The organism is Priestia sp. TRM10 (genome assembly GCF_057808375.1).
The window spans coordinates 13,789-32,754 of the sequence record NZ_JBJZOT010000015.1 but is presented as its reverse complement, the minus strand read 5'-3'; the positions used below and the strand labels follow the sequence as shown (position 1 = coordinate 32,754).

Sequence of the window (18,966 nt, the reverse complement as noted above, 5' to 3'; positions counted from 1 at the left end):
AAGGTGGCATCTCCGGATGTCACCTTTTTAGCTTTGATTAGCATCTGCTGTTGCAGAATTCCCAATCCATTCTTTTACTGTTAATGTTCGTTCATTTACTTTTTCAGAATACGTGTAGTCTCCATAGCAGTAAGGATAGCGAAAATTGTTTTTATCGCCTCCGCATTTATACACGTCAGGATTTTTTTCTACTTGAATTTTAGAGAACTCTTTAGCAAGCTCTTCTGTATGTTTTTGCCCGTTTGATGCTACATAGTCAATATATCCTGGTCCCATATTGTAGCTTTGAATAACTGTGTCCAAATCGACGCCTTTTTTCTGTGCATAGCTGTACATGTCATAAAAATGGGCAACCCCTTGTTCAATGCTTTGTTCGGGTTCTTCAATTTCGTTGCGAGAAAGACCGTTTGACTCTGAAGACTGCATTGGGTCATTCCCACGCCCATTCGACTCCTGATACATAATTCCGAGTAGAAGAGGTGTGTAGTCTTTTAAACCGTACTTTTCTAGTTCACTTTCAACAAGAGGCTGATATTCCGTTAGTCGCTTTTCAACAAGTTTTGACATTAATTTATCTGTACCGCCATCGCGCGTTACTAGAAAAACAAGCGCAATTAAAAAAATAATGCCGAAGCTTAAGAGAAACCCTAAGCAACCTAAACAGCCTTTTTTCTTCATTCCCTTTTCCACCTTTAAACTTTTCTCTCTCTATTTCTATTATAAAGAGTTTCAAAGATTTTAAAAACAAAAACATCCAAAAATAGATTACAATTTTATTACTTTAGCGAAGAAATGATGAAAAATTTGTCATATACTCTTTCTTTGCAAGAAATAGTATAGTTCTTTTTCATTTCTTCTTTTGTTATAGTAGAGAAAGAATGTTATCTAAAGGAGAATACACGAAATGGCAAAGAAAAAATATTACGTTGTTTGGGCGGGAAGAAAGACAGGCATTTATACAACGTGGGACGAATGTAAAGCACAAGTTCATGGCTTTCAAGGAGCAAGATATAAATCATTTCCAACGCTAGAGGAAGCCGAATCTGCGTTTAAAGCTGGAGGAGGATCACCTGCAAAAAATGCACCTAAACGTGCATCTAAATCTACATCCTCTTCTTATATAGAAGAAAGCATATGTGTTGATGCTGCTTGCAGCGGAAACCCTGGGATTATGGAGTATCAAGGAGTGGATACAAAAACGGAGGAGAGAATTTTCCATTATGGTCCTGTTAAAAATGGAACAAACAATATTGGAGAGTTTTTAGCTATTGTTCATGCTCTCTCTCTTTTTCAAAAGGAAGGTAAAAGTACGCCAATTTATACAGACTCTATTACAGCTCTTGCTTGGGTTAGAAATAAGAAAGTGAATACGAATTTGCCACGCAGGGAAGAAACACAGCATATATGGGAGCGTATTGATAAGAGCATTGAATGGCTGAATCACCACTCTTATGAAAATCCAATCATGAAATGGGAAACTAAAAAGTGGGGCGAAATTAAAGCAGATTTTGGTCGGAAATAAAGGAGTCTATGGAATTTTCCATAGGCTTTTTAGCATAACAAGAATGCGTGGAACTTAAGAACTAAAAGATGCAAAAGCTTAATTTGGGCTTATTTTGAATTTTTATGATACAATTAATCATTGTATGGCAAAAAATTAGTAGCAGGTATTAATATTTAGTTATATAATAAAGTTACATTAAATGAAAATGAGAACTGAATCCAAGAGAACGTGGATGAAGGAGGAAGAGAAATGTTGAAATTAGAAGAACTTATTCCAGCAGAACAGTATAACTTAACAGAAGAAATGGAAAAGTATGCTTCAGAAAGAACAGCATTAAAATGGAGAGACGATGAAGGCCATCGTGAAGAAGTATCATATAATGAACTTATTGAGCGAGGAAACAAGCTAGCAAACTCGTTTAAAAAACTGGGTTTACAAAAAGGAGATCGTGTATTAGTGATGGTGCCACGTCTTGTGGAAGCATATGTCACATATTTTGCTTGTTTAAAATCAGGTCTTGTTATTATCCCGTCGTCTGAAATGCTTCGTGCTAAAGATTTACAGTACCGAATAAAACACGCAGAAGCAAAAGCCATTATTGCATATAAGCCATATTGTAAAGAAATTGATATGGTAGAAGATGTGGAAACGCTAGAACATAAGCTTGTAATTGGTGGAGAATATGGCGAGTGGACAGATATGGTAGCGCTTACAAAAGAAATGTCAAGCTCATTTGATGCTGTGCAAACCTCAAAAAATGACATTGCTTTTCTTTCATACACATCTGGCACAACTGGACAGCCAAAAGGTGTTGTTCACAGTCACGGCTGGGCATATGCACATTTACGCATTGCAGGCGGTGAGTGGCTAGATATTAGTGAAAAAGATATTGTATGGGCAACTGCAGGTCCTGGATGGCAAAAATGGGTATGGAGCCCGTTTTTATCTGTACTTGGAAGAGGTGCAACAGGATTTGTTTATCATGGAAGATTTGAGCCTAAGCAATATTTGCAGCTTTTACAAGATGAGAAAATCAATGTGCTTTGTTGTACACCAACTGAGTATCGTCTGATGGCTAAAATTGATGAATTAGAAACCTATAATTTATCTTCTTTACATAGCGCTGTTTCAGCAGGAGAAGCGTTAAATGAAGAAGTTATTAATACATTTAAAAAGTATTTTAATCTTCAAGTTCGTGATGGATATGGTCAAACGGAAAGTACGCTTTTGATTGGTACATTAAAAGGAGTTCCACATAAAGCAGGGTCAATGGGAAAACCAATGATTCCTCAGTTCATTGAGATTGTAGATGATAACGGCGAGGCGTGCAAACCAGGAGAAGTCGGCAATATTGCGGTTCACAAAGATCTTCCATCGCTTTTTAAAACATATTACAAAGATTCTGAAAGAACGGCATCTGCCTATAAAGGAGACTATTTCTTAACAGGAGATCGTGCATCAAAAGATGAAGAAAACTATTATTGGTTTGAAGGAAGAAGCGATGATATTATCATTAGCTCAGGTTATACAATAGGACCGTTTGAAGTAGAAGATGCACTTATGAAACATCCGGCTGTAAAAGAATGTGCGGTTGTAGCAAGCCCTGATGAAATTCGAGGAAATGTTGTAAAAGCGTTTATTGTGCCAAGAACAAGCGTAGACAATGAAGAAGAGCTCACAAAAGAGCTTCAGAACCATGTTAAAAGTCTAACAGCACCATACAAATACCCACGTCGTATTCAATTTGTAGACGATTTGCCAAAAACGAATTCAGGTAAAATTCGTCGTGTAGAGTTACGTCAACAAGAAGTAGGAAAGTAAGAAAAAGCATCCAGCTGGATGCTTTTTTTTATGCTAACTCATCTTCTCCCTTTGTAATAAAAACGGGCACACCTTCTTTTCTTCCGCATATTATAAATGGGGAGCTTTTTTATCAATTGAGCGAGGTGAACCTCATGAAAAAGATTGTTTTAAATGTAAGTGAGAAATGGGTTAGCATGTTAAAAGAACAAAAAGAGAAAAACTATATGTCAAAAACAAAAGAATACTTAAAAAAGAGTGGGGTGTGGGTTCCAATCACTCCTGAAGTCCTTCTATGGTGCTTGGAGAAAAAAGGAAATCTCCCCATTGTTGAACCACACTTATCGTTTTTGGAAGAAGGAATTGCTTTTAGTGGTAAAGTCAAAAAACTCGGCATCTCCATTCCTTTTGAAATAAGACTTTCCCCTTTCAAAGCGAGCAACCGTTCGCTTACGTTTCAAGTTCTTTATGTAAAGCCGTTAAACAGCAGCTGGTTCAAGAGAAAAATATTTCATAATGAACCTCTATCTCACTATAGTCAAAATTTATTAACGATCAATCTTAACGAAATAAGCAAGATTCGCTATGTGCCAGTCGGAAATATAAAAGACTTTGAAATTAAGGATGGAAAAGTATTTGTAAAATTAGGTGTTTAAAAGAAAAAGCTATCTTTGAAACAAAGATAGCTTTTTCTTTTATTTTATAAAACTATGTTCTAAAAGAATGGGTTAACATTATTTTAATAATTGTAAAGTTTTTGAATAAAAAAGCTCTGAATCTTGTTATTAAGGGATTAAAAAGTAATTATAATTAAAAAATTGAACAAATTATAAAAATAATTAGAATTTTTTGTTTATGTTTCTATTTAACGGGTACAGCCCCTATGTATTACCAAAAATAAGGAGGAGAACACATGAAGAAAGCAAAAAGAGTTTTAGCAGGATCTGCCCTAAGCGTCACTCTATTAGCCGCACCATTAGCTCTACCTTTTGGAGGTAACACAGCGTCTGCTGCGACGCCTGAAGTAGGAGGAAGTGTTACAATCGATCCTGTTGCAATTGGACAAGCTATTGAAGATGCAAAAGTTTCGGCTGATAACAGAAGTGGATTTGTAAAAGGAGCAATGGAGAAAGCGTTCTTTGAATCAGGACAGCAATATAACGTTGTTGTGATGAATCTAAGTCAAGGATATAACTCAGATGGACTTCAAGGTGTACAATATTTTGATACAACAGACTATGATGGAGTAACATATGGAATTTGGGTATTTGAACAAGGAACCTTCATTAATGAAGGTGATGGAGGTTATATTAACTGGGCAATGAGAGGTTGGTTTGAACGAACAGGAGATGATGGGAAAACGGTCAACTTTCATCGTCCATAATATAAAAAAGCTTGAAGTGCAGCCACACTTCAAGCTTTTTTATATGAGTAAACAGGATTTACCTTGAAGAAGACGAATAAAAGGGATAAATAATGCTTTAGGGGGAATAAAGCAATGAAAACGCGTGTAACAGAGTTATTAAATATTCAATATCCAATCGTTCAAGGAGGGCTTGCTCATTTAGCGTATGCAGAGCTTGCTTCCGCTGTTTCTAATGCAGGCGGACTAGGGCAAATTACAGCAATGACGCTAGGAGAAAGTGAAAAACTTAGGAAAGAAATTCGAAAAACAAAAGAGTTAACTCAAAATCCGTTTGGTGTAAATTTTGCAATTGGTCAGCATGCCACTTCTTATGAAGAATTATTAGAGGTTGTTATAGAAGAGGAAGTTCCTGTTATCTCTGTTACAGGAGCAAATCCTAAGCCGATTTTTGAGCGCTTACAAGGAGAAAAAGTGAAAAAGCTTGTGCTTGTTGCAAACGTAAGACAAGCACAAAAAGCAGAGAGTCTTGGAGCAGATGCCGTGATGGCCGTTGGAAACGAAGGTGGAGGTCATTTGGGAAGAGATGAAGTAGGTACGGTGGTTCTTATTCCGCGTGTTGTTCAGTCTGTATCCATCCCAGTTTTAGCGAGTGGAGGAATTGGCACAGGCAGAGGTTTGCTTGCCGCATTAGCCCTAGGCGCTGACGGAATTGAGATGGGCACGCGCTTTATCGCGACAAAAGAGTGTGTACATGCGCATCAAACGTATAAACAAGCGCTTCTTGCTAGTAGCGAGCAAGATACCGTTATTATAAAAAAAACGTGGGGAGCTCCTGGGCGTGTTTTAAAATCCGTATATACAAATCATATTATTCAGCGTGAAAGAGAAGGAGCAACATATGAAGATTTAAAAGAATCAGTGAGTGGAGAGGCGAATAAAAAATATATTTATGAAGGAGAAGATGATAAGGGATTTGGCTGGGCAGGACAAGTAGTCGGGCTCATTGATTCAGTCCCATCTGTTCAAGACCTTATCAGAAATATGGTAGAAGAGGCACGTTACGGAGCAGGGGATGTTTATAAAATGTTTGAAAATTGAGTGTCTTCTTCATAAAAAGCTTGTTTTCTTGCATAAAGTAGAAAAAAGTCTTTGAAGGGAGAAGATGCGTTTGAAAGGAAAAGGAACAATTGACCTTCATACAACACGAGAACGTGCTTTTAAGATGCTTTTGGATCCAAACGTATTGAAAGAATGTATGGTTGGATGTAAACGCTTTGAAAAGGTGGAAGAGGGAATATATAAAGCAAATATTTCGCTTGGTTTTCTGCCTGTAAAAGGGGATTACGACATAACCATTAAGCTAACGGATCTAAAGGAGCCAGAGCAATATAACATGAAGATGAGTGGAAAAGGGGGACCAGGAGAAATTAAGATGCTGAATCATATTCATCTCGATGAAAAAGGTCATACAACAGTGCTTTCCTATACATATGAAGCAGAAATTCATGGGAAAGTAACAAAAGCGGGAAAGCCTGTGCTAAAGAAAGTAGCAGGATTCATTGTGAAAGATTTTTTCAAACGATTTGAAAAAGAGATCAAGCGTAGCAAAGTATGAATAGAAAGAAGTCAGTAGATCTCTACTGGCTTTTTTCTATTGAAAACAGTGTTGAAAAGTTAGAAAGTCGGGTATGCAATAGATATAAGACAACACAAAAAAAGATAGAAAGGAGAAAGTGTATGTCTTCGGCAAAAGGGTTTTTGAAAAATTTGGGGGAAGAGATGCAAAAAGATCGAGCAACAGGATTAGCAGCAGAGCAAGCTTACTACTATATGCTATCCATTTTTCCTGTTCTCATCCTTTTGCTATCTATCATTCCCTATCTATCAATTGAGCCTCAAACAGCAGTTTCATTTATTAAAAGTATTCTTCCATCAGAAACAGCTAATTTACTAGAAGAAAATGTGATTGATCTTGTAACAACTCCAAATGGCGGATTGTTAACAGTCGGGATTCTCGGCACACTTTGGTCTGCATCAAATGGGATTCAAGCGTTTATTCACGCGATGAATATCGCATACGATGTGGAAGATAATCGTTCATTTATAAAAGTACGCTTGCTCGCTATTGTGTTAACAATAGGCCTTCTTGTAGCTTTTATTATCTCATTAGTTCTTCCTATATTTGGAAACGTAATTGTTGATTGGATTAAAAGCTTTGTTCCTATATCCTCTCAGTTTGAAATTTTATTTACTATTTTAAGATGGGTTGTAGCAGTTGTTGTCATTTCTATCGTCCTTTCAGGTCTTTATCGTTTTGCGCCGAATAAAAGTTTTGCTTTTAAACACGTTATTCCAGGAGCTGCTATTGCAACAGTGCTTTGGCAAGTAATCTCATTCGGGTTTTCTTTTTACGTTAGTAATTTCGGTAATTACTCCGCTACTTATGGAAGCTTAGGAGGCGTAATTGTCCTTATGATTTGGCTCTATTTAACAGGACTCATTCTTGTTATTGGAGGAGAGATTAACGCTCTTTTTCATAAGCGAAATATTCAAACAGAAGCAATTGTGAAACACCCTAAAAGAGTTGTTAAACAATAAAAAAAGCGAGGGATTCCTCGCTTTTTTACTATACTTTTCCGTTTTCCCATACTTTCTTTAATAAAGTTGGGGTTTCTTTGGCACCGCCTATTACTTTGTTAACAGATTCTTTTTTATACTGAATGTCCTCTGAAATCTTATCTTTCGTGTCATTCAATACAGCGGTTTCTGTTTTTATACCATTCATACGTTCATTTACCCGCTCTGCTGTAGTATTTAATTCATTTACTTTTGGCTTAATGTTTTTCATTGCTTTTATAGCTGTATAGCCAAGATAAATAATGGATACAACGAGTAAAGCAATGCTTGCATATAAAATAATAATCACCGTTATCAACCTCCTTATGTGATACATACCCAGTTTAAGGTGTTTATAATCGATGCAAAAGGAAAAACAGTATGGTACGATAAGGAAAATTAGAGGGAAAGGAAGAAATATATGGAGTTAGAAAAACTACAGCAAAAGTTAGAGCATCGCCGTCCTGCTATTTTAGGAAGCGAACATTTTTTAAAATATGCTATTTTAATTCCTATAGTTCAAAAACAAGATGAACTTCATCTTCTCTTTGAAGTGCGAGCTTCAACAATGCGAAGACAGCCTGGGGAAGTTTGTTTTCCAGGAGGAAGAATTGAAGAAGGAGATAAAAATGAGCAGGAGGCAGCTATAAGGGAAACGGCAGAGGAACTTGGCATTTCCTCTAATAAAATCACAAACGTACAGCCTCTCGATTATTTTGTATCTCCTTTTGGGATGATTATTTATCCGTATGTAGGCTTTATTGAAGAAGCTGAGATTCTTCCAAATCAAGAAGAAGTAGAGCGCGTATTCACGGTGCCTCTTTCTTATCTCCTCCATAATCCTCCAAAGAAATTTGAGATGAATTATGAAGTGAAACCTGCTGCTGATTTTCCATATCATTTAATTCCAGGAGGAGAGAATTATAATTTTCGTCAGCGCCCACTTCCTGAATATTTTTATGAATACAACAGCGATGTGATATGGGGATTAACAGGACGAGTGTTAAAACACTTTATAGACGTCATTCAAAAAGATTAGTTTCCACCGCCGCCATCACTAGAGGAAGCATTTGCTGCAGCGCTTGCCATCACAGCTACCATTGCTGCCTGCTGAGCTTGGATAACCACATCTAGCGTTGTATAGAGGCTTGTTTTTAAAATGTCTTCATGTTCCATACTATAGTTCATCACAATGTTAACAGCTGTTGCAAAATTTGTTTGCTGCTTCCATTTGAAAGCTTTATGTTTATTGAAATAAGCAGCAATATCGTAAATTTGAGCAAGCTTTCTTTCGTCAGCTTCTAATAAAGAAAGGATTGCAAATTGTGTATAGTAAGCAGGTTTTATTTTCATACCATTTTTAGAAAAGTAGTTTTCAATTCTAGCATACGTTTCATAAAGGTCTTCAAGCGGTTGCGTATCCTGAAGCGAGAGAATATGGCTTAAAAACTGCAAATCGTTTCCTTTTCGGCATCCTTTACTTGCCCACATTCCATACACATTTTCAACACGGTCGATAATTTGAATAGGAGCGCCGTTTTCTCTTGAAAGCAGCATTGCAAGAGGATAGTCGCTTTTAGACGTTATAAAAGGATGAGCTTTTTTCATTAAGCTGTGAAGAGAAAGGGCTCGGTCAGCATAGTCTTCAACTGAAAACGTTGGCGTTTTTTCATTAAGAACAATGAGAGCGCATAGGTATGTGAATACATCTTTTTTAAAGCCTGCGTCTACGAGCTTGTTATAAATTGTATCAAGCTCCTGAAATTTAGCTTCTGGGTCGTTATATTGCGCATCAAGAATTGCAGCGATCATAAAAGAGTAGCTAGAGTTAAGGGGTGAAAAAAAACCAACTTGCTTTTTTAATGTTTTTCCGAGCGAAAGAAGCGAAACTTGCGCTTCTTTTTTATTGCTTTCTCCATATATAGAAGAGAGAATCATTAAATAGTTTTTATCAACAGCTTGCCATTTTAATTCATTCTTTAAGTGAAAATACATTTTTTCAAAACGTTCCACTTTTTCTTGCAGTGTTGTCATCCATATCACTTCCTTTTTTCTTTCTTCTCTTTTATACGAAGAAAGAAACAAAAAGTTTCAAGATGGGCCATCTTGAAACTTTTCAAACGCCTGTATAAATTCCTGTGCGGCTTTTGATACATATCCTTTTCGGTAAATAAGTGACGTTTTAAGAATAAAAGGATTGTTTTCAATTGAGAGCGTTTTTAAGTCGTTTAATCCGTGTAAGGAAAGCATTGAGCAAGGAAGTATCGTTGCCCCAAATCCTGCTGAAACGAGATTTAAGAGGGTGGCAGAGTCGTGACATTCACAAAAAAGCGTTGGATGTAAATTCAATCGTTCAAACTCTACTAAAATACTGTCATAAATTCCTTTTCCATAGTTGGTTCGTAGCAAAACAAGTGGAAGGGAAGCAAGAGCTTCCATACTTACTGGCTCTGTGCTTGGATGATTTTTTGGTACAACAACAACGCAAGGATCTTCAGAAAGCTGTTTTGTAATGATATTTTCATTTGAGAAGAGGGTTGTGGTTAGTACTACATCAATTTTCCTGCTTTCTAAAAGTTCTTCTAACCGTGTTGGTTCATCTTCCCAAACTTGAAATGTAAAATTAGGATGTTTTTCTTTATAAGACACAATACTTTTTACGAGCAGGGCAGACGAATAAATGGTTGCTCCAACAGATAATTTACCTTCCCCGCTGTTTTGAAATTCTTTTACTTCTTCAACTGTATCTTCCATCTTATTCACGACTTCTCGCGCTCGCTTGAGGAACAGCTCTCCCTCTGGCGTGAGCGTCATTCGCTTCTTTTTATTACGCTCAAACAGCATAACACCAAGCTCTTCTTCCATCCCTTGAACTTGTCGACTTAAAGGTGGCTGTGCCATATGTAGTCGTTCGGCAGCTTTTGTAATTGTTCCTTCTTCAGCAATAGCAATAAAATACGTCATTTGACGAATATCCATAAGTCTTTCTCCTTTCTTTATACCTTAAGAGTATTTTATAAATATTTAATACATATTTCAAATATGTAAAAAGTTCATGTACCATAAACATGTAGAAAAAATGATCTGAGATGTAAGGCAAGAAGAGAAACAAGGAGGAAAAAAGATGGCTTATAAAGATTTTCGAGATTTTCTAAACACTTTACAAAAAGAAAATCAACTTTTGACAATTGATGAAGAAGTGAAACCAGAACCTGATTTAGGGGCGGCTGCTCGAGCTATTAGTAACTTAGGAGATAACACGCCAGGCCTTCTTTTTAACAATATTTATGGGTATAACAATGCTCAAATTGCCCTAAATGTAATTGGCTCCTGGTCCAACCATGCACTTATGCTAGGAATGTCTAAAAACACGCCTGTTAAAGAGCAGTTTTTTGAATTTGCTAAACGATATAGTGAGGCTCCTGTTCCTGTACAACGTGAAGAAAGTGCGCCATTTCATGAATGTGAGATAACAGAAGATATTAATCTTTTTGATATTTTACCACTTTTCAGAATCAACCAAGGAGACGGGGGATTTTATCTTGATAAAGCATGCGTTATTTCAAGAGATGTAACAGATCCTGAACATTTTGGAAAACAAAATGTTGGAATTTACCGCATGCAAGTAAAAGGAAAAGATCGCTTAGGAATTCAGCCTGTGCCACAACACGATATTGCTATTCATTTAAAACAGGCGGAAGAGCGCGGTGAAAATTTAAAAGTAGCCATTGCATTAGGATGTGAGCCTGTTATTACAACAGCAGCTTCAACACCGCTTTTATATGATCAATCAGAATATGAGATGGCAGGAGCGCTTCAGCAAGAGCCGTATAAAGTTGTAAAAGCAAAACTTTCTAATCTTGATATCCCATGGGGAGCAGAAGTTGTCCTTGAAGGTGAGATTTTAGCTGGAGAACGTGAATACGAAGGTCCTTTTGGAGAATTTACAGGTCACTATTCAGGTGGGCGCAGCATGCCAATTATTCAAATTAAACGTGTTTATCATCGTAAAAACCCAATTTTTGAACACCTTTATCTAGGAATGCCATGGACAGAATGTGATTATATGATTGGGATTAACACGTGTGTACCTCTTTATCAGCAGTTAAAAGAAGCATTCCCAGAAGAAATTGTAGCTGTAAATGCTATGTATACTCACGGACTTATTGCCATTATTTCTACGAAAAGCCGCTATGGAGGATTTGCGAAAGCTGTTGGCATGAAGGCTTTAACAACACCACATGGACTTGGCTATTGTAAAATGGTCATCGTTGTTGATGAAGATGTGGATCCTTTCAATTTGCCCCAAGTGATGTGGGCGCTGTCCACAAAAATGCATCCAAAACATGATGCTATTCAAATACCTAATTTATCTGTTCTACCGCTTGATCCTGGCTCAGATCCAGCAGGCATTACCCACAAAATGATTTTAGATGCTACAACACCAACAGCACCTGAAACAAGAGGGCACTACTCGCAGCCGCTTGACGAACCACTTACAACAAAAGAGTGGGAGAAAAAACTTCAGGATATGCTGTCAAAATAAAAGGAGTGATAAAAATGAAATGTCCACGCTGTGATCAACATAAAGCCGAAACTGTAGCAAAATCTCCTGTTGAAGGAGCTTGGGAAGTGTATCAGTGTAATCTTTGTTTTTTTACATGGAGATCTTGTGAACCTGAAAGCATTGTAAACGGTGAAAAATATAAAAAATCGTTTAAAGTGAACCCAGCAGATGTTCCTTTAGCGACAAAAGTACCTGAGGTTCCACCTCGTTTGGAAGAATAGTTGCAAAAACAAGACGGCTTATGAAGCCGTCTTGTTTTGTTTTCCTTTCTTTTGAATAAAAAAAGCAACAATCGCAATAACGACGACAAAAAGTAAGCTTACATAGAGACCAGGTCGTACTGTTTTTTCAAAAAGGGTACCAACAACTGCTGCTAAAATGAGAAGAAGTCCTAACCAAGATAGTATCTTCTGAAAAAGCGAAGACGAAATAAGGCGTAAGGAAGAAGTAATAATAAAAAACCAGTTATACAAAATCATAAGTCCAGCAGCAGTTGTAATGTATTCATAAATTCTTCCTGGTACAGCAAAAGAAGCAATAATAGAAGCAATTAACCCAACTGTAGCCAATCCTAGAGATGGAAGAGGAAGATCTTTTAGTTTTTTTATTTTTTTTTCAAAAAAAGCTGGTGCATCTTTGTCTTTAGCGAGCGTCACAAGTAAATTGGTCACCCCAAAAAGAGAAGCTGTCATAGCAGAAAAGCCTGCAATAATAACTGCAGCGTTAAATACATGAGGAAAAAAGGCCAATCCGTCGTCATTAAGAGCAGTAACAAAGGGACTTTCATCTTCTGTAAAGTGTTGAAGAGACGTCATCATGACCGCTAATCCAATAGACACAGCGTAAATAATAGCAAGCAAAAGAAGCATCATCGTTCCTGCTTTTGGCGCGTCTTCTTTCTTCTTTAATTGCATAGCCATCAGGCCAATAACTTCAATGCCTCCAAAAGCGTAGAATGCATAAATAAGAGAAGCCCAAAATCCCTTAAGTCCAGAAGTGAAAAAAGCATCATGTTCCTGAAAACCACCCGTATGTTTTCCAATCCATCCGAATAGCACAGCAACTGCTAAAATAATAAACATCACAATTGCTGCTACTTTAATAACAGCAAAAAGGTTCTCAAGCTTGTTAAATCCACTTGTGCCTGTTAGGACAACAATAATAGAGAGAACTGCATAAATAGAAGTAAAGACCCAAAGAGGCACATCAGGAAACCAAAATCGTGTAAGAATAGAGAGAGCCGTAAGCTGACTTCCCATAATTAAAATATTAGAACACCAATAGTTCCAGCCACACCCAAATCCAACCCCATGACCGTGTGCTTTTCGCGCATAGTAGCAGAAAGACCCTTCTTGTGGATCTTCAGCTGTCATTTTTGCTAATCGATTGTAGACCATATATGTGCTAAATGCAGCAATTAAAAACGATAAAATAATAGCGGGACCTGTCAAGCGAATGCCAATACTTGATCCAAGAAAATAGCCCGTTCCAATTGTACAGCCAATTCCCACTAAAGAAAGCTGCCACCATTTCATATTTCCTTCTTCTTTCGCACCCTTGGCGCTACAGCTGCTCATTCTGTCCCTCCTCCTCTTAAAATATATAAGCTTATTCTGAGGCTAGGAGGAGACTTTTATGTATAGAAAGAAGGGGAAGGTTAAAAGCTGTAGGAAAAAACGCAGCTTTTAACCTTCCCCTTTCATATATTCAAGCAATTCACAAGGGCTTGGCAGTCAAGGGATTTACATTGTACATCAAGCAGTGTAATTCTAACTTATGCACTTCTACTTTGTTTAGTTTTGGGTTTAAGAACGTTCACCTGTTTGGTTTTGAGGAGAGTTAGGGAGAGAAATGATTTTTCTCACCTACGCTTAATAGAGTAAAGTGGATGGAAAAAGGAAAGGTGAAAGCTGTCACCATTTTATTCAATATCGAGCTTTATACACGGTTCGGAGAAAGAAAATAAGCTGTAAAATAAAAGGGTGTATTTTTGATTATTAGTACTGAATTATTGAAGATGATATTAATATTGTAAAGTGAAATTTAAAAATAAGTTAATTCGATTTTAAAATTAAGAATATTACTAAAATTTGTACTATTATAGAGGTGAATTTAAAAAAGGAGTGGTAAAATGAAAAACACAGTAGGAAAAGCAATGAAAAAAGTTGTTCAGTTTAGTGCAGTTCTGTTAGCAGCTCTTTTATTTTTCACCTTTGCTCCGCTTCAAAGTCCTCTATCAAATAGTGCAGACCAGCGCGTAGAAGCAGCTTCTTATACATCATTTGAAGACGTTGCAAATTATATTGATAGATACGGTGAGCTTCCAGACAATTATATAACAAAAAGTGAAGCATATAATTTAGGGTGGGAGCCAAGTGAAGGGAATTTAGCTGAAGTAGCTCCTGGTAAAAGTATTGGTGGAGATATTTTCTCTAACCGTGAAGGATCCCTCCCGGAGAAATCAGGAAGAGTATGGCGTGAAGCAGATATAGATTATGTGTCAGGTTACCGTAATGCAAAGCGTATTGTATACTCAAATGATGGTCTTATTTATAAAACAACCGATCATTACAAAACATTTGAAAGAATGAGATAGAAAGGATACTGATGGATGAAGATAGTAGAAATTCCTGGAGAACGTATCGGAACTGAACAAGAACTTCATGATTTTTTAAAAAGCGAGTTAGATTTCCCAAGCTATTATGGAGGAAACTTAGATGCACTTTGGGACACTTTAATGGCTTATTCTTCAAAGCCTCTCACTATATCATGGAGAAATTATCAAGAAAGCGAGAAAGAGTTAGGGAAGAGAGCAGAAAAATTTAAAAAGCTCTTTGAAGATGTGGAGAAAGAGATGAAGGAGTTTTCTTTTATTTTAAACTAAGAAAGAGGGAGGAGCTTAATACTTCTCCCTTTTTCTTAATTTGAGTTAATAAATAGAAGGAATGAAAAAGTTAATCATGTTTTATTTTTCAAGTTTCTCTTGTACATGAGGTTTGTCATAGAGTTGGGAGAAAGGTCCTGCTTGTAGTATATAACTTCCGCCATCATGACCAATCAATTCGCGTATGTTTCTAGCTGCGACAGTCAGTTTATCAAGATTGATTCCTGTTTCAACTCCCATTTCAGCTAATCCATGAGCAAGATCTTCTGTTGCGATGTTTCCGCTTGCTCCAGGAGCATATGGACATCCCCCTAAACCAATGATCGAGCTATCAAAGTGAATAATACCTTGCTGCAAGGCTGCTAAAACATTAGAAAAAGCAAGTCCACGTGTATTGTGTAGATGCATGGAAAATGTCATTTGTGGAAAGCTTTTCTTAAGTACCCCTAGCGTTGTATAGATTTGTTTAGGATTTGCCATGCCTGTTGTATCAGCTAATGAAACTTCGTTAACTCCCATTTCAGTGTAGCGCTCTACGATGGTGGATATTCTTTCTAAGGGAACTTTTCCTTCGTAAGGGCATCCAAAAGCTACTGAAATAGAACCTCCAACTTTAACGCCGCTTTTAGCCGCTAGTTCAATAATAGGAGCAAAGCCTAGTTGTGCCTCTTCGACAGAGCAGTTCGCATTTGATAGACTGTGAGAGTCTGTTGCAGAAAGCATAAGTTTTAGTTTTGTAATTCCTGCATCAATCGCTCTTTGTGCTCCTTTTACATTCGGTACTAAAGCACGGAATTTAATATCTGTTAAATCTTGAACGCTTTTTACAACTTGTTCGGCATCTTTTAGTTGGGGAATTGCTTTTGGATGTACAAAAGATGTAATTTCTATCGATTGAATTCCTGTCTTCGCTAACTCTCGAACAATGTGGATTTTTCGTTCAGTTGGAATCCACGTCTCTTCAGCTTGAAACCCATCTCGCGGTGCTACTTCACAAATCACAACTTTTTCGGGTAACTTTATTTCTTCAACTCTATTCATTAAATAACTCCTTTCTCTTTTAAAAGAGCTAATTCTTCAGAAGATAGACCAAGTTTTCCGCCTAAAATCTCTTCATTATGCTCACCTAGTTCAGGAGCCCGATGTCTTATAGATCCTGGTGTGTGTGAAAATTTTGGAACAACTCCTGGCACCTTAATTTTTCCTAAGCGGGGATGCTCAACTTCTACGATATTTTCTCTTTCCTTGTACTGTGGATCATTAAAGATATCTTCAATACTGTGAATAGGGCTAACAGGTACACCGAATGAGTCTAATTTTGCTTGTAGTTCCTCTTGTGTAAAAAGACGAATCCAACTCGAGACAATTTCCTGAACTTCATGATCATGTTTTAAACGCTCTGAATTTGTGTAGTAATGAGGATGCTCTAACATATCGGTTCTTTCCATAGCTTCTGCTAGGCGATTGAATGTTGAGTCTGTACTACATACAAGTACAACAAACTTTCCGTCTTTTGTTTCATACGTACCCGCAGGACTCGAATGTCCAGCAAGTCCAGGACTTCTTCCTCTAACTTTTCCATTTTGATCATATTCAGCAATTAAAAACTCCATCATGCGGAAGATAGATTCATATAATCCCATTTCCACAACTTGCCCTTCAGGTTGATTTTGTACGTCTCTATGATAGATAGCGCTTACACAAGCGAACGCTGTATAAATGCCTGTCACATAATCAAGTAAAGAGTAGGAAGGGCTAACTGGCGGTCTGTCTGGGTAACCTTGCAAGAAAGTATGTCCACTAAATGCTGTACCAGGAGTACCAAATCCGGCTTTTTCTCGGTAAGGACCTGTTTGTCCATAACCAGATACACGCATCATAACGAGTTTAGGATTCACTTTTTTCAGTTCCTCATAGCCTAATCCCCATTTCTCCAATGTGCCTGGGCGGAAATTCTCTATCAAAATATCCGACTGACTTATTAATTTTTTTAAAATATCTTTGCCATCATCAGAGCGAATGTCTAAAGTGACCGACTTTTTATTACGAGCAAGTCCTGGCCATCTTAAAGGTTCTGTGCCTTTCCAGGGACCAACTGTTCTTAGTGTATCCCCTTTGTTAGGTAGCTCAATCTTTGTTACTTCCGCCCCTAAGTCCGCTAGCAAAGTAGCGCCAAAGGGAGCGGCAATCATGGTGGAAATATCTAGAATTTTTACTCCTGTTAAAGGTCCATAATTAGTTGTTAGCATAGGAAGCATTCCTCCGTTATGTTGGGTAGTTTTTAAGAACATTTTCTTTAATATTTTGAAGGTGAAGACAAGTAGCTTTTATAGCTTCTTTGCCATCTCTATTTTTTACAGCCTTCAGAATAGCTCGGTGTTCTTCTAAAGATAGAAGGTACCTTTCTTCTGAACTTAGTGTTTGTTTACGAACTTGTCGGCTCATACTTAAATTTGCTTTCATCATTGAAACAAATACAAAATTTTGAGTTGCTTCAGCAATAGCAAGATGGAAGCTACTATCAATCTCTACATTTTCATCTGGATGTTTTAATTGCTCCTCCATCTTAAGCAGCACAGCTTCCATTTTTTTTATGTCTTCAGATGTTGCTCTTTGGCTTGCTAACTCAGCTATTTTAGGCTCAATTGCTTCTCTTGCTTCTAAAAAATAGAGGACAGCCGATTTCTCAAGCATATCAATAGGATCAAGAGAGAAGAGGGAATCTGTATTTAATTCTACATGTTGAACAAACCTGCCTCCTCCAGGTTTTGAAATAATAAGTCCTTCTGCCTCTAGTACTCGACATGCTTCTCTTAATGAAGTGCGGCTGCATCCCAATGTTTGAGAAAGGACACGTTCACCTGGTAAGCGATCACCAGGTTTTAATTTTCCATCGGCTATTAATTGCCTTAGTTGTACAACAATTTTTTCATACATTCTTTCATTACGTACGCTTGAAAATAATTCATTACTCATGAGTAAACCTCCTTGATTGGATTATAAACCGGGCCACTGGTTAGTCCAATTAATTCAGATTATATTCAGAAAATTTAAAACTGTCAACACAATTATGTTTTAAGATATATTAAATTTCTCTTTCTTGTTTCAAAGATGTTTTTAAAAAATAAAATACCCTTTGCATCTTATTAAATTTTCTGATAATATCAAAAGTAATCAAACTGGACTAACCAGTAGCCCGTTTTAAAGTTTGATAAGTGGTCGAACAGTGGAAAATAGTCTAATCTTGTTCTCTGATTCGCTTGTATACTAGTATTTGATTCAGCATATTGGATATTTGGGGTGATAAAAGATGACGTTATTTAAGATTTCTCATCAACGAAAAACGCTAGGAGACAGCATATATGCTCATCTTCGCAACGAAATTATTTCGCTTCGGTTGAAGCCAGGTGAAATGATCTATGAAAATGAAGTAGCTTCTGATTTCGGAGTTAGCCGTACTCCAGTGAGGGAAGCCTTCCGATTACTTGTCAATGAAGAGTTTATTGAAATCTTGCCTCAAAAAGGGGCTCGTATTTCTTATATTTCAACCAAAAAAGTAAAAGAGGCATGGTTTGTAAGAGAGAGTCTTGAGATAAGTGCTTTTAAGAAAGTGGCAATAGATTGGAATGCTGAAGAAGATCGATTTCAGAAAATGTATAAGAGTATTGTGGAAAATTTAGAAGAACAAAGACAAGCATCACGTAAGCAAGATTACGTTGAATTTTTCCGATTGGACGAAGTTTATCATAAGATTGTAATGGATGAAGTAGACAATGCAACACTTCTTTCTTTCATAAACCAACTTCGTGGACATGTAAATAGATTAAGATATCTAGAATTCTATGATCGAAAGGATACTAACAGGATTACGGACGATCATCAAGCGATATTCGATGCTCTCATAAATAAAGATCCTGCTAAAGTAGAAGACCTTTTAACTAAACATCTTAGACAATCTCCTAATTATTTGCAAAAAGTGATTGATAAATATCCTGATTATTTTCAACTAGACTAAAAGATGCTTAAATCCATAACATGCTAAAAATTATGGATTTAAGCAAGCTCTTCAATCCCCAAATTTAATAAAATAAGTATGCTTGATCATCTTGTATACTAGTATAAAGTTGAAATGTAAGCGTTTAATAATAAACTTTTAATAAAAAGTACTTTGAAGGAGGTGAGGACAAACATACTTAATATGAGGTTTGCCTTGCGAAAGATTGGTTATT

21 protein-coding genes are annotated in these 18,966 nt (G+C 36.9%); 13 read left to right on the top strand and 8 right to left on the bottom strand.

From position 1 onward, the window contains the following. Nucleotides 1-27: 27 nt before the first annotated feature. The gene (locus tag ACK3CR_RS17020) at nt 28-678 is read right to left on the bottom strand and encodes a lysozyme family protein (protein WP_061802550.1); all 651 of its coding nucleotides are present in this window, start codon (nt 676-678) and stop codon (nt 28-30) included. Between the two features lie 226 nt (nt 679-904). Between ACK3CR_RS17020 and ACK3CR_RS17015 the strand changes: the two genes are divergently transcribed. From ACK3CR_RS17015 to ACK3CR_RS16985, 7 genes are all read left to right on the top strand, one after another. After that, nucleotides 905-1,522 carry a ribonuclease H1 domain-containing protein gene (locus ACK3CR_RS17015; RefSeq protein ID WP_488975818.1) on the top strand — a complete coding sequence of 206 codons (618 nt, stop codon included), beginning with the start codon at nt 905-907 and terminating at the stop codon, nt 1,520-1,522. Nucleotides 1,523-1,753: 231 nt separating this feature from the next. Then, nucleotides 1,754-3,325 (top strand): acyl-CoA synthetase MbcS, encoded by a 1,572-nt coding sequence (mbcS, locus tag ACK3CR_RS17010; RefSeq protein WP_488975817.1) that lies wholly within the window; start codon nt 1,754-1,756, stop codon nt 3,323-3,325. 134 nt (nt 3,326-3,459) lie between these two features. Continuing rightward, nucleotides 3,460-3,960 (top strand): hypothetical protein, encoded by a 501-nt coding sequence (locus tag ACK3CR_RS17005; RefSeq protein ID WP_019392675.1) that lies wholly within the window; start codon nt 3,460-3,462, stop codon nt 3,958-3,960. A 257-nt stretch (nt 3,961-4,217) separates the two neighbouring features. Further along, the gene (locus ACK3CR_RS17000) at nt 4,218-4,688 is read left to right on the top strand and encodes a hypothetical protein (protein ID WP_019392676.1); all 471 of its coding nucleotides are present in this window, start codon (nt 4,218-4,220) and stop codon (nt 4,686-4,688) included. A gap of 114 nt (nt 4,689-4,802) precedes the next feature. Further along, the gene (locus tag ACK3CR_RS16995; RefSeq protein WP_488975816.1) at nt 4,803-5,768 is read left to right on the top strand and encodes an NAD(P)H-dependent flavin oxidoreductase; all 966 of its coding nucleotides are present in this window, start codon (nt 4,803-4,805) and stop codon (nt 5,766-5,768) included. Nucleotides 5,769-5,838: 70 nt separating this feature from the next. Further along, complete coding sequence (locus ACK3CR_RS16990) at nt 5,839-6,285, top strand: SRPBCC family protein (protein WP_243519502.1); 447 nt, start codon at nt 5,839-5,841, stop codon at nt 6,283-6,285. Nucleotides 6,286-6,407: 122 nt separating this feature from the next. Further along, nucleotides 6,408-7,268: a YihY/virulence factor BrkB family protein gene (locus ACK3CR_RS16985; RefSeq protein ID WP_328124597.1), complete on the top strand. Its 861-nt coding sequence runs from the start codon at nt 6,408-6,410 to the stop codon at nt 7,266-7,268. Between the two features lie 28 nt (nt 7,269-7,296). Here ACK3CR_RS16985 and ACK3CR_RS16980 read toward each other — a convergent pair whose 3' ends face one another. Beyond that, nucleotides 7,297-7,596 carry a DUF948 domain-containing protein gene (locus tag ACK3CR_RS16980; RefSeq protein ID WP_488975815.1) on the bottom strand — a complete coding sequence of 100 codons (300 nt, stop codon included), beginning with the start codon at nt 7,594-7,596 and terminating at the stop codon, nt 7,297-7,299. Nucleotides 7,597-7,707: 111 nt separating this feature from the next. Here ACK3CR_RS16980 and ACK3CR_RS16975 point away from each other — a divergent pair, with 111 nt between their 5' ends. After that, complete coding sequence (locus ACK3CR_RS16975; protein WP_243519508.1) at nt 7,708-8,325, top strand: NUDIX hydrolase; 618 nt, start codon at nt 7,708-7,710, stop codon at nt 8,323-8,325. On the opposite strand, the gene ACK3CR_RS16970 is transcribed toward ACK3CR_RS16975, so the two are convergent. Next, nucleotides 8,322-9,320 (bottom strand): DUF4003 family protein, encoded by a 999-nt coding sequence (locus ACK3CR_RS16970; RefSeq protein ID WP_488975814.1) that lies wholly within the window; start codon nt 9,318-9,320, stop codon nt 8,322-8,324. The two genes, ACK3CR_RS16975 and ACK3CR_RS16970, sit on opposite strands and share 4 nt — an antisense overlap. Nucleotides 9,321-9,377: 57 nt before the next feature. Beyond that, nucleotides 9,378-10,265 carry a LysR family transcriptional regulator gene (locus ACK3CR_RS16965; RefSeq protein ID WP_488975813.1) on the bottom strand — a complete coding sequence of 296 codons (888 nt, stop codon included), beginning with the start codon at nt 10,263-10,265 and terminating at the stop codon, nt 9,378-9,380. Between the two features lie 145 nt (nt 10,266-10,410). Between ACK3CR_RS16965 and ACK3CR_RS16960 the strand changes: the two genes are divergently transcribed. Together ACK3CR_RS16960 and ACK3CR_RS16955 are read left to right on the top strand one after the other, a co-directional pair. Further along, nucleotides 10,411-11,832, top strand: coding sequence for a non-oxidative hydroxyarylic acid decarboxylases subunit C (locus ACK3CR_RS16960; protein WP_488975812.1), 1,422 nt, complete (start codon nt 10,411-10,413; stop codon nt 11,830-11,832). A 14-nt stretch (nt 11,833-11,846) separates the two neighbouring features. Then, the gene (locus ACK3CR_RS16955; protein WP_019392685.1) at nt 11,847-12,074 is read left to right on the top strand and encodes a non-oxidative hydroxyarylic acid decarboxylases subunit D; all 228 of its coding nucleotides are present in this window, start codon (nt 11,847-11,849) and stop codon (nt 12,072-12,074) included. A gap of 18 nt (nt 12,075-12,092) precedes the next feature. Here the strand turns inward: ACK3CR_RS16955 and ACK3CR_RS16950 are convergent, their stop codons facing one another. Continuing rightward, nucleotides 12,093-13,430, bottom strand: coding sequence for an amino acid permease (locus tag ACK3CR_RS16950; protein WP_243519515.1), 1,338 nt, complete (start codon nt 13,428-13,430; stop codon nt 12,093-12,095). A gap of 554 nt (nt 13,431-13,984) precedes the next feature. On the opposite strand from ACK3CR_RS16950, the gene ACK3CR_RS16945 reads away from it, so the two are divergent. Then, entirely contained in the window at nt 13,985-14,449 is a 465-nt protein-coding gene (locus ACK3CR_RS16945) for a ribonuclease (RefSeq protein WP_410914518.1), read from the top strand. Nucleotides 14,450-14,464: 15 nt separating this feature from the next. Further along, entirely contained in the window at nt 14,465-14,737 is a 273-nt protein-coding gene (locus ACK3CR_RS16940; RefSeq protein ID WP_019392688.1) for a barstar family protein, read from the top strand. A gap of 81 nt (nt 14,738-14,818) precedes the next feature. Here the strand turns inward: ACK3CR_RS16940 and ACK3CR_RS16935 are convergent, their stop codons facing one another. The 3 genes from ACK3CR_RS16935 to ACK3CR_RS16925 are packed head-to-tail and all read right to left on the bottom strand — an operon-like array spanning nt 14,819 to nt 17,713. Continuing rightward, entirely contained in the window at nt 14,819-15,778 is a 960-nt protein-coding gene (locus tag ACK3CR_RS16935; protein ID WP_243519517.1) for a hydroxymethylglutaryl-CoA lyase, read from the bottom strand. After that, the gene (locus ACK3CR_RS16930) at nt 15,778-16,986 is read right to left on the bottom strand and encodes a CaiB/BaiF CoA transferase family protein (RefSeq protein ID WP_488975811.1); all 1,209 of its coding nucleotides are present in this window, start codon (nt 16,984-16,986) and stop codon (nt 15,778-15,780) included. The genes ACK3CR_RS16935 and ACK3CR_RS16930 overlap by 1 nt, the downstream gene beginning before the upstream one ends. Before the next feature lie 16 nt (nt 16,987-17,002). Further along, nucleotides 17,003-17,713: a FadR/GntR family transcriptional regulator gene (locus ACK3CR_RS16925; RefSeq protein ID WP_040061055.1), complete on the bottom strand. Its 711-nt coding sequence runs from the start codon at nt 17,711-17,713 to the stop codon at nt 17,003-17,005. A gap of 334 nt (nt 17,714-18,047) precedes the next feature. Between ACK3CR_RS16925 and ACK3CR_RS16920 the strand changes: the two genes are divergently transcribed. Beyond that, a complete protein-coding gene (locus tag ACK3CR_RS16920) occupies nt 18,048-18,752 on the top strand; it encodes a GntR family transcriptional regulator (RefSeq protein WP_243519521.1) in 705 nt (234 codons plus the stop codon). The last annotated feature ends 214 nt before the right edge of the window (nt 18,753-18,966 follow it).

Coding starts and splice junctions, on each gene's coding strand:
- ACK3CR_RS16955 (WP_019392685.1), top strand. CDS start 11,847: ATGAAATGTCCACGCTGTGATCAACATAAAGCCGAAACTGTAGCAAAA.
- ACK3CR_RS16970 (WP_488975814.1), bottom strand. CDS start 9,320: ATGACAACACTGCAAGAAAAAGTGGAACGTTTTGAAAAAATGTATTTT.
- ACK3CR_RS16960 (WP_488975812.1), top strand. CDS start 10,411: ATGGCTTATAAAGATTTTCGAGATTTTCTAAACACTTTACAAAAAGAA.
- ACK3CR_RS17015 (WP_488975818.1), top strand. CDS start 905: ATGGCAAAGAAAAAATATTACGTTGTTTGGGCGGGAAGAAAGACAGGC.
- ACK3CR_RS16965 (WP_488975813.1), bottom strand. CDS start 10,265: ATGGATATTCGTCAAATGACGTATTTTATTGCTATTGCTGAAGAAGGA.
- ACK3CR_RS16925 (WP_040061055.1), bottom strand. CDS start 17,713: ATGAGTAATGAATTATTTTCAAGCGTACGTAATGAAAGAATGTATGAA.
- ACK3CR_RS16930 (WP_488975811.1), bottom strand. CDS start 16,986: ATGCTAACAACTAATTATGGACCTTTAACAGGAGTAAAAATTCTAGAT.
- ACK3CR_RS17020 (WP_061802550.1), bottom strand. CDS start 678: ATGAAGAAAAAAGGCTGTTTAGGTTGCTTAGGGTTTCTCTTAAGCTTC.
- mbcS (WP_488975817.1), top strand. CDS start 1,754: ATGTTGAAATTAGAAGAACTTATTCCAGCAGAACAGTATAACTTAACA.
- ACK3CR_RS16995 (WP_488975816.1), top strand. CDS start 4,803: ATGAAAACGCGTGTAACAGAGTTATTAAATATTCAATATCCAATCGTT.
- ACK3CR_RS17005 (WP_019392675.1), top strand. CDS start 3,460: ATGAAAAAGATTGTTTTAAATGTAAGTGAGAAATGGGTTAGCATGTTA.
- ACK3CR_RS17000 (WP_019392676.1), top strand. CDS start 4,218: ATGAAGAAAGCAAAAAGAGTTTTAGCAGGATCTGCCCTAAGCGTCACT.
- ACK3CR_RS16975 (WP_243519508.1), top strand. CDS start 7,708: ATGGAGTTAGAAAAACTACAGCAAAAGTTAGAGCATCGCCGTCCTGCT.
- ACK3CR_RS16935 (WP_243519517.1), bottom strand. CDS start 15,778: ATGAATAGAGTTGAAGAAATAAAGTTACCCGAAAAAGTTGTGATTTGT.
- ACK3CR_RS16950 (WP_243519515.1), bottom strand. CDS start 13,430: ATGAGCAGCTGTAGCGCCAAGGGTGCGAAAGAAGAAGGAAATATGAAA.
- ACK3CR_RS16945 (WP_410914518.1), top strand. CDS start 13,985: ATGAAAAACACAGTAGGAAAAGCAATGAAAAAAGTTGTTCAGTTTAGT.
- ACK3CR_RS16985 (WP_328124597.1), top strand. CDS start 6,408: ATGTCTTCGGCAAAAGGGTTTTTGAAAAATTTGGGGGAAGAGATGCAA.
- ACK3CR_RS16940 (WP_019392688.1), top strand. CDS start 14,465: ATGAAGATAGTAGAAATTCCTGGAGAACGTATCGGAACTGAACAAGAA.
- ACK3CR_RS16920 (WP_243519521.1), top strand. CDS start 18,048: ATGACGTTATTTAAGATTTCTCATCAACGAAAAACGCTAGGAGACAGC.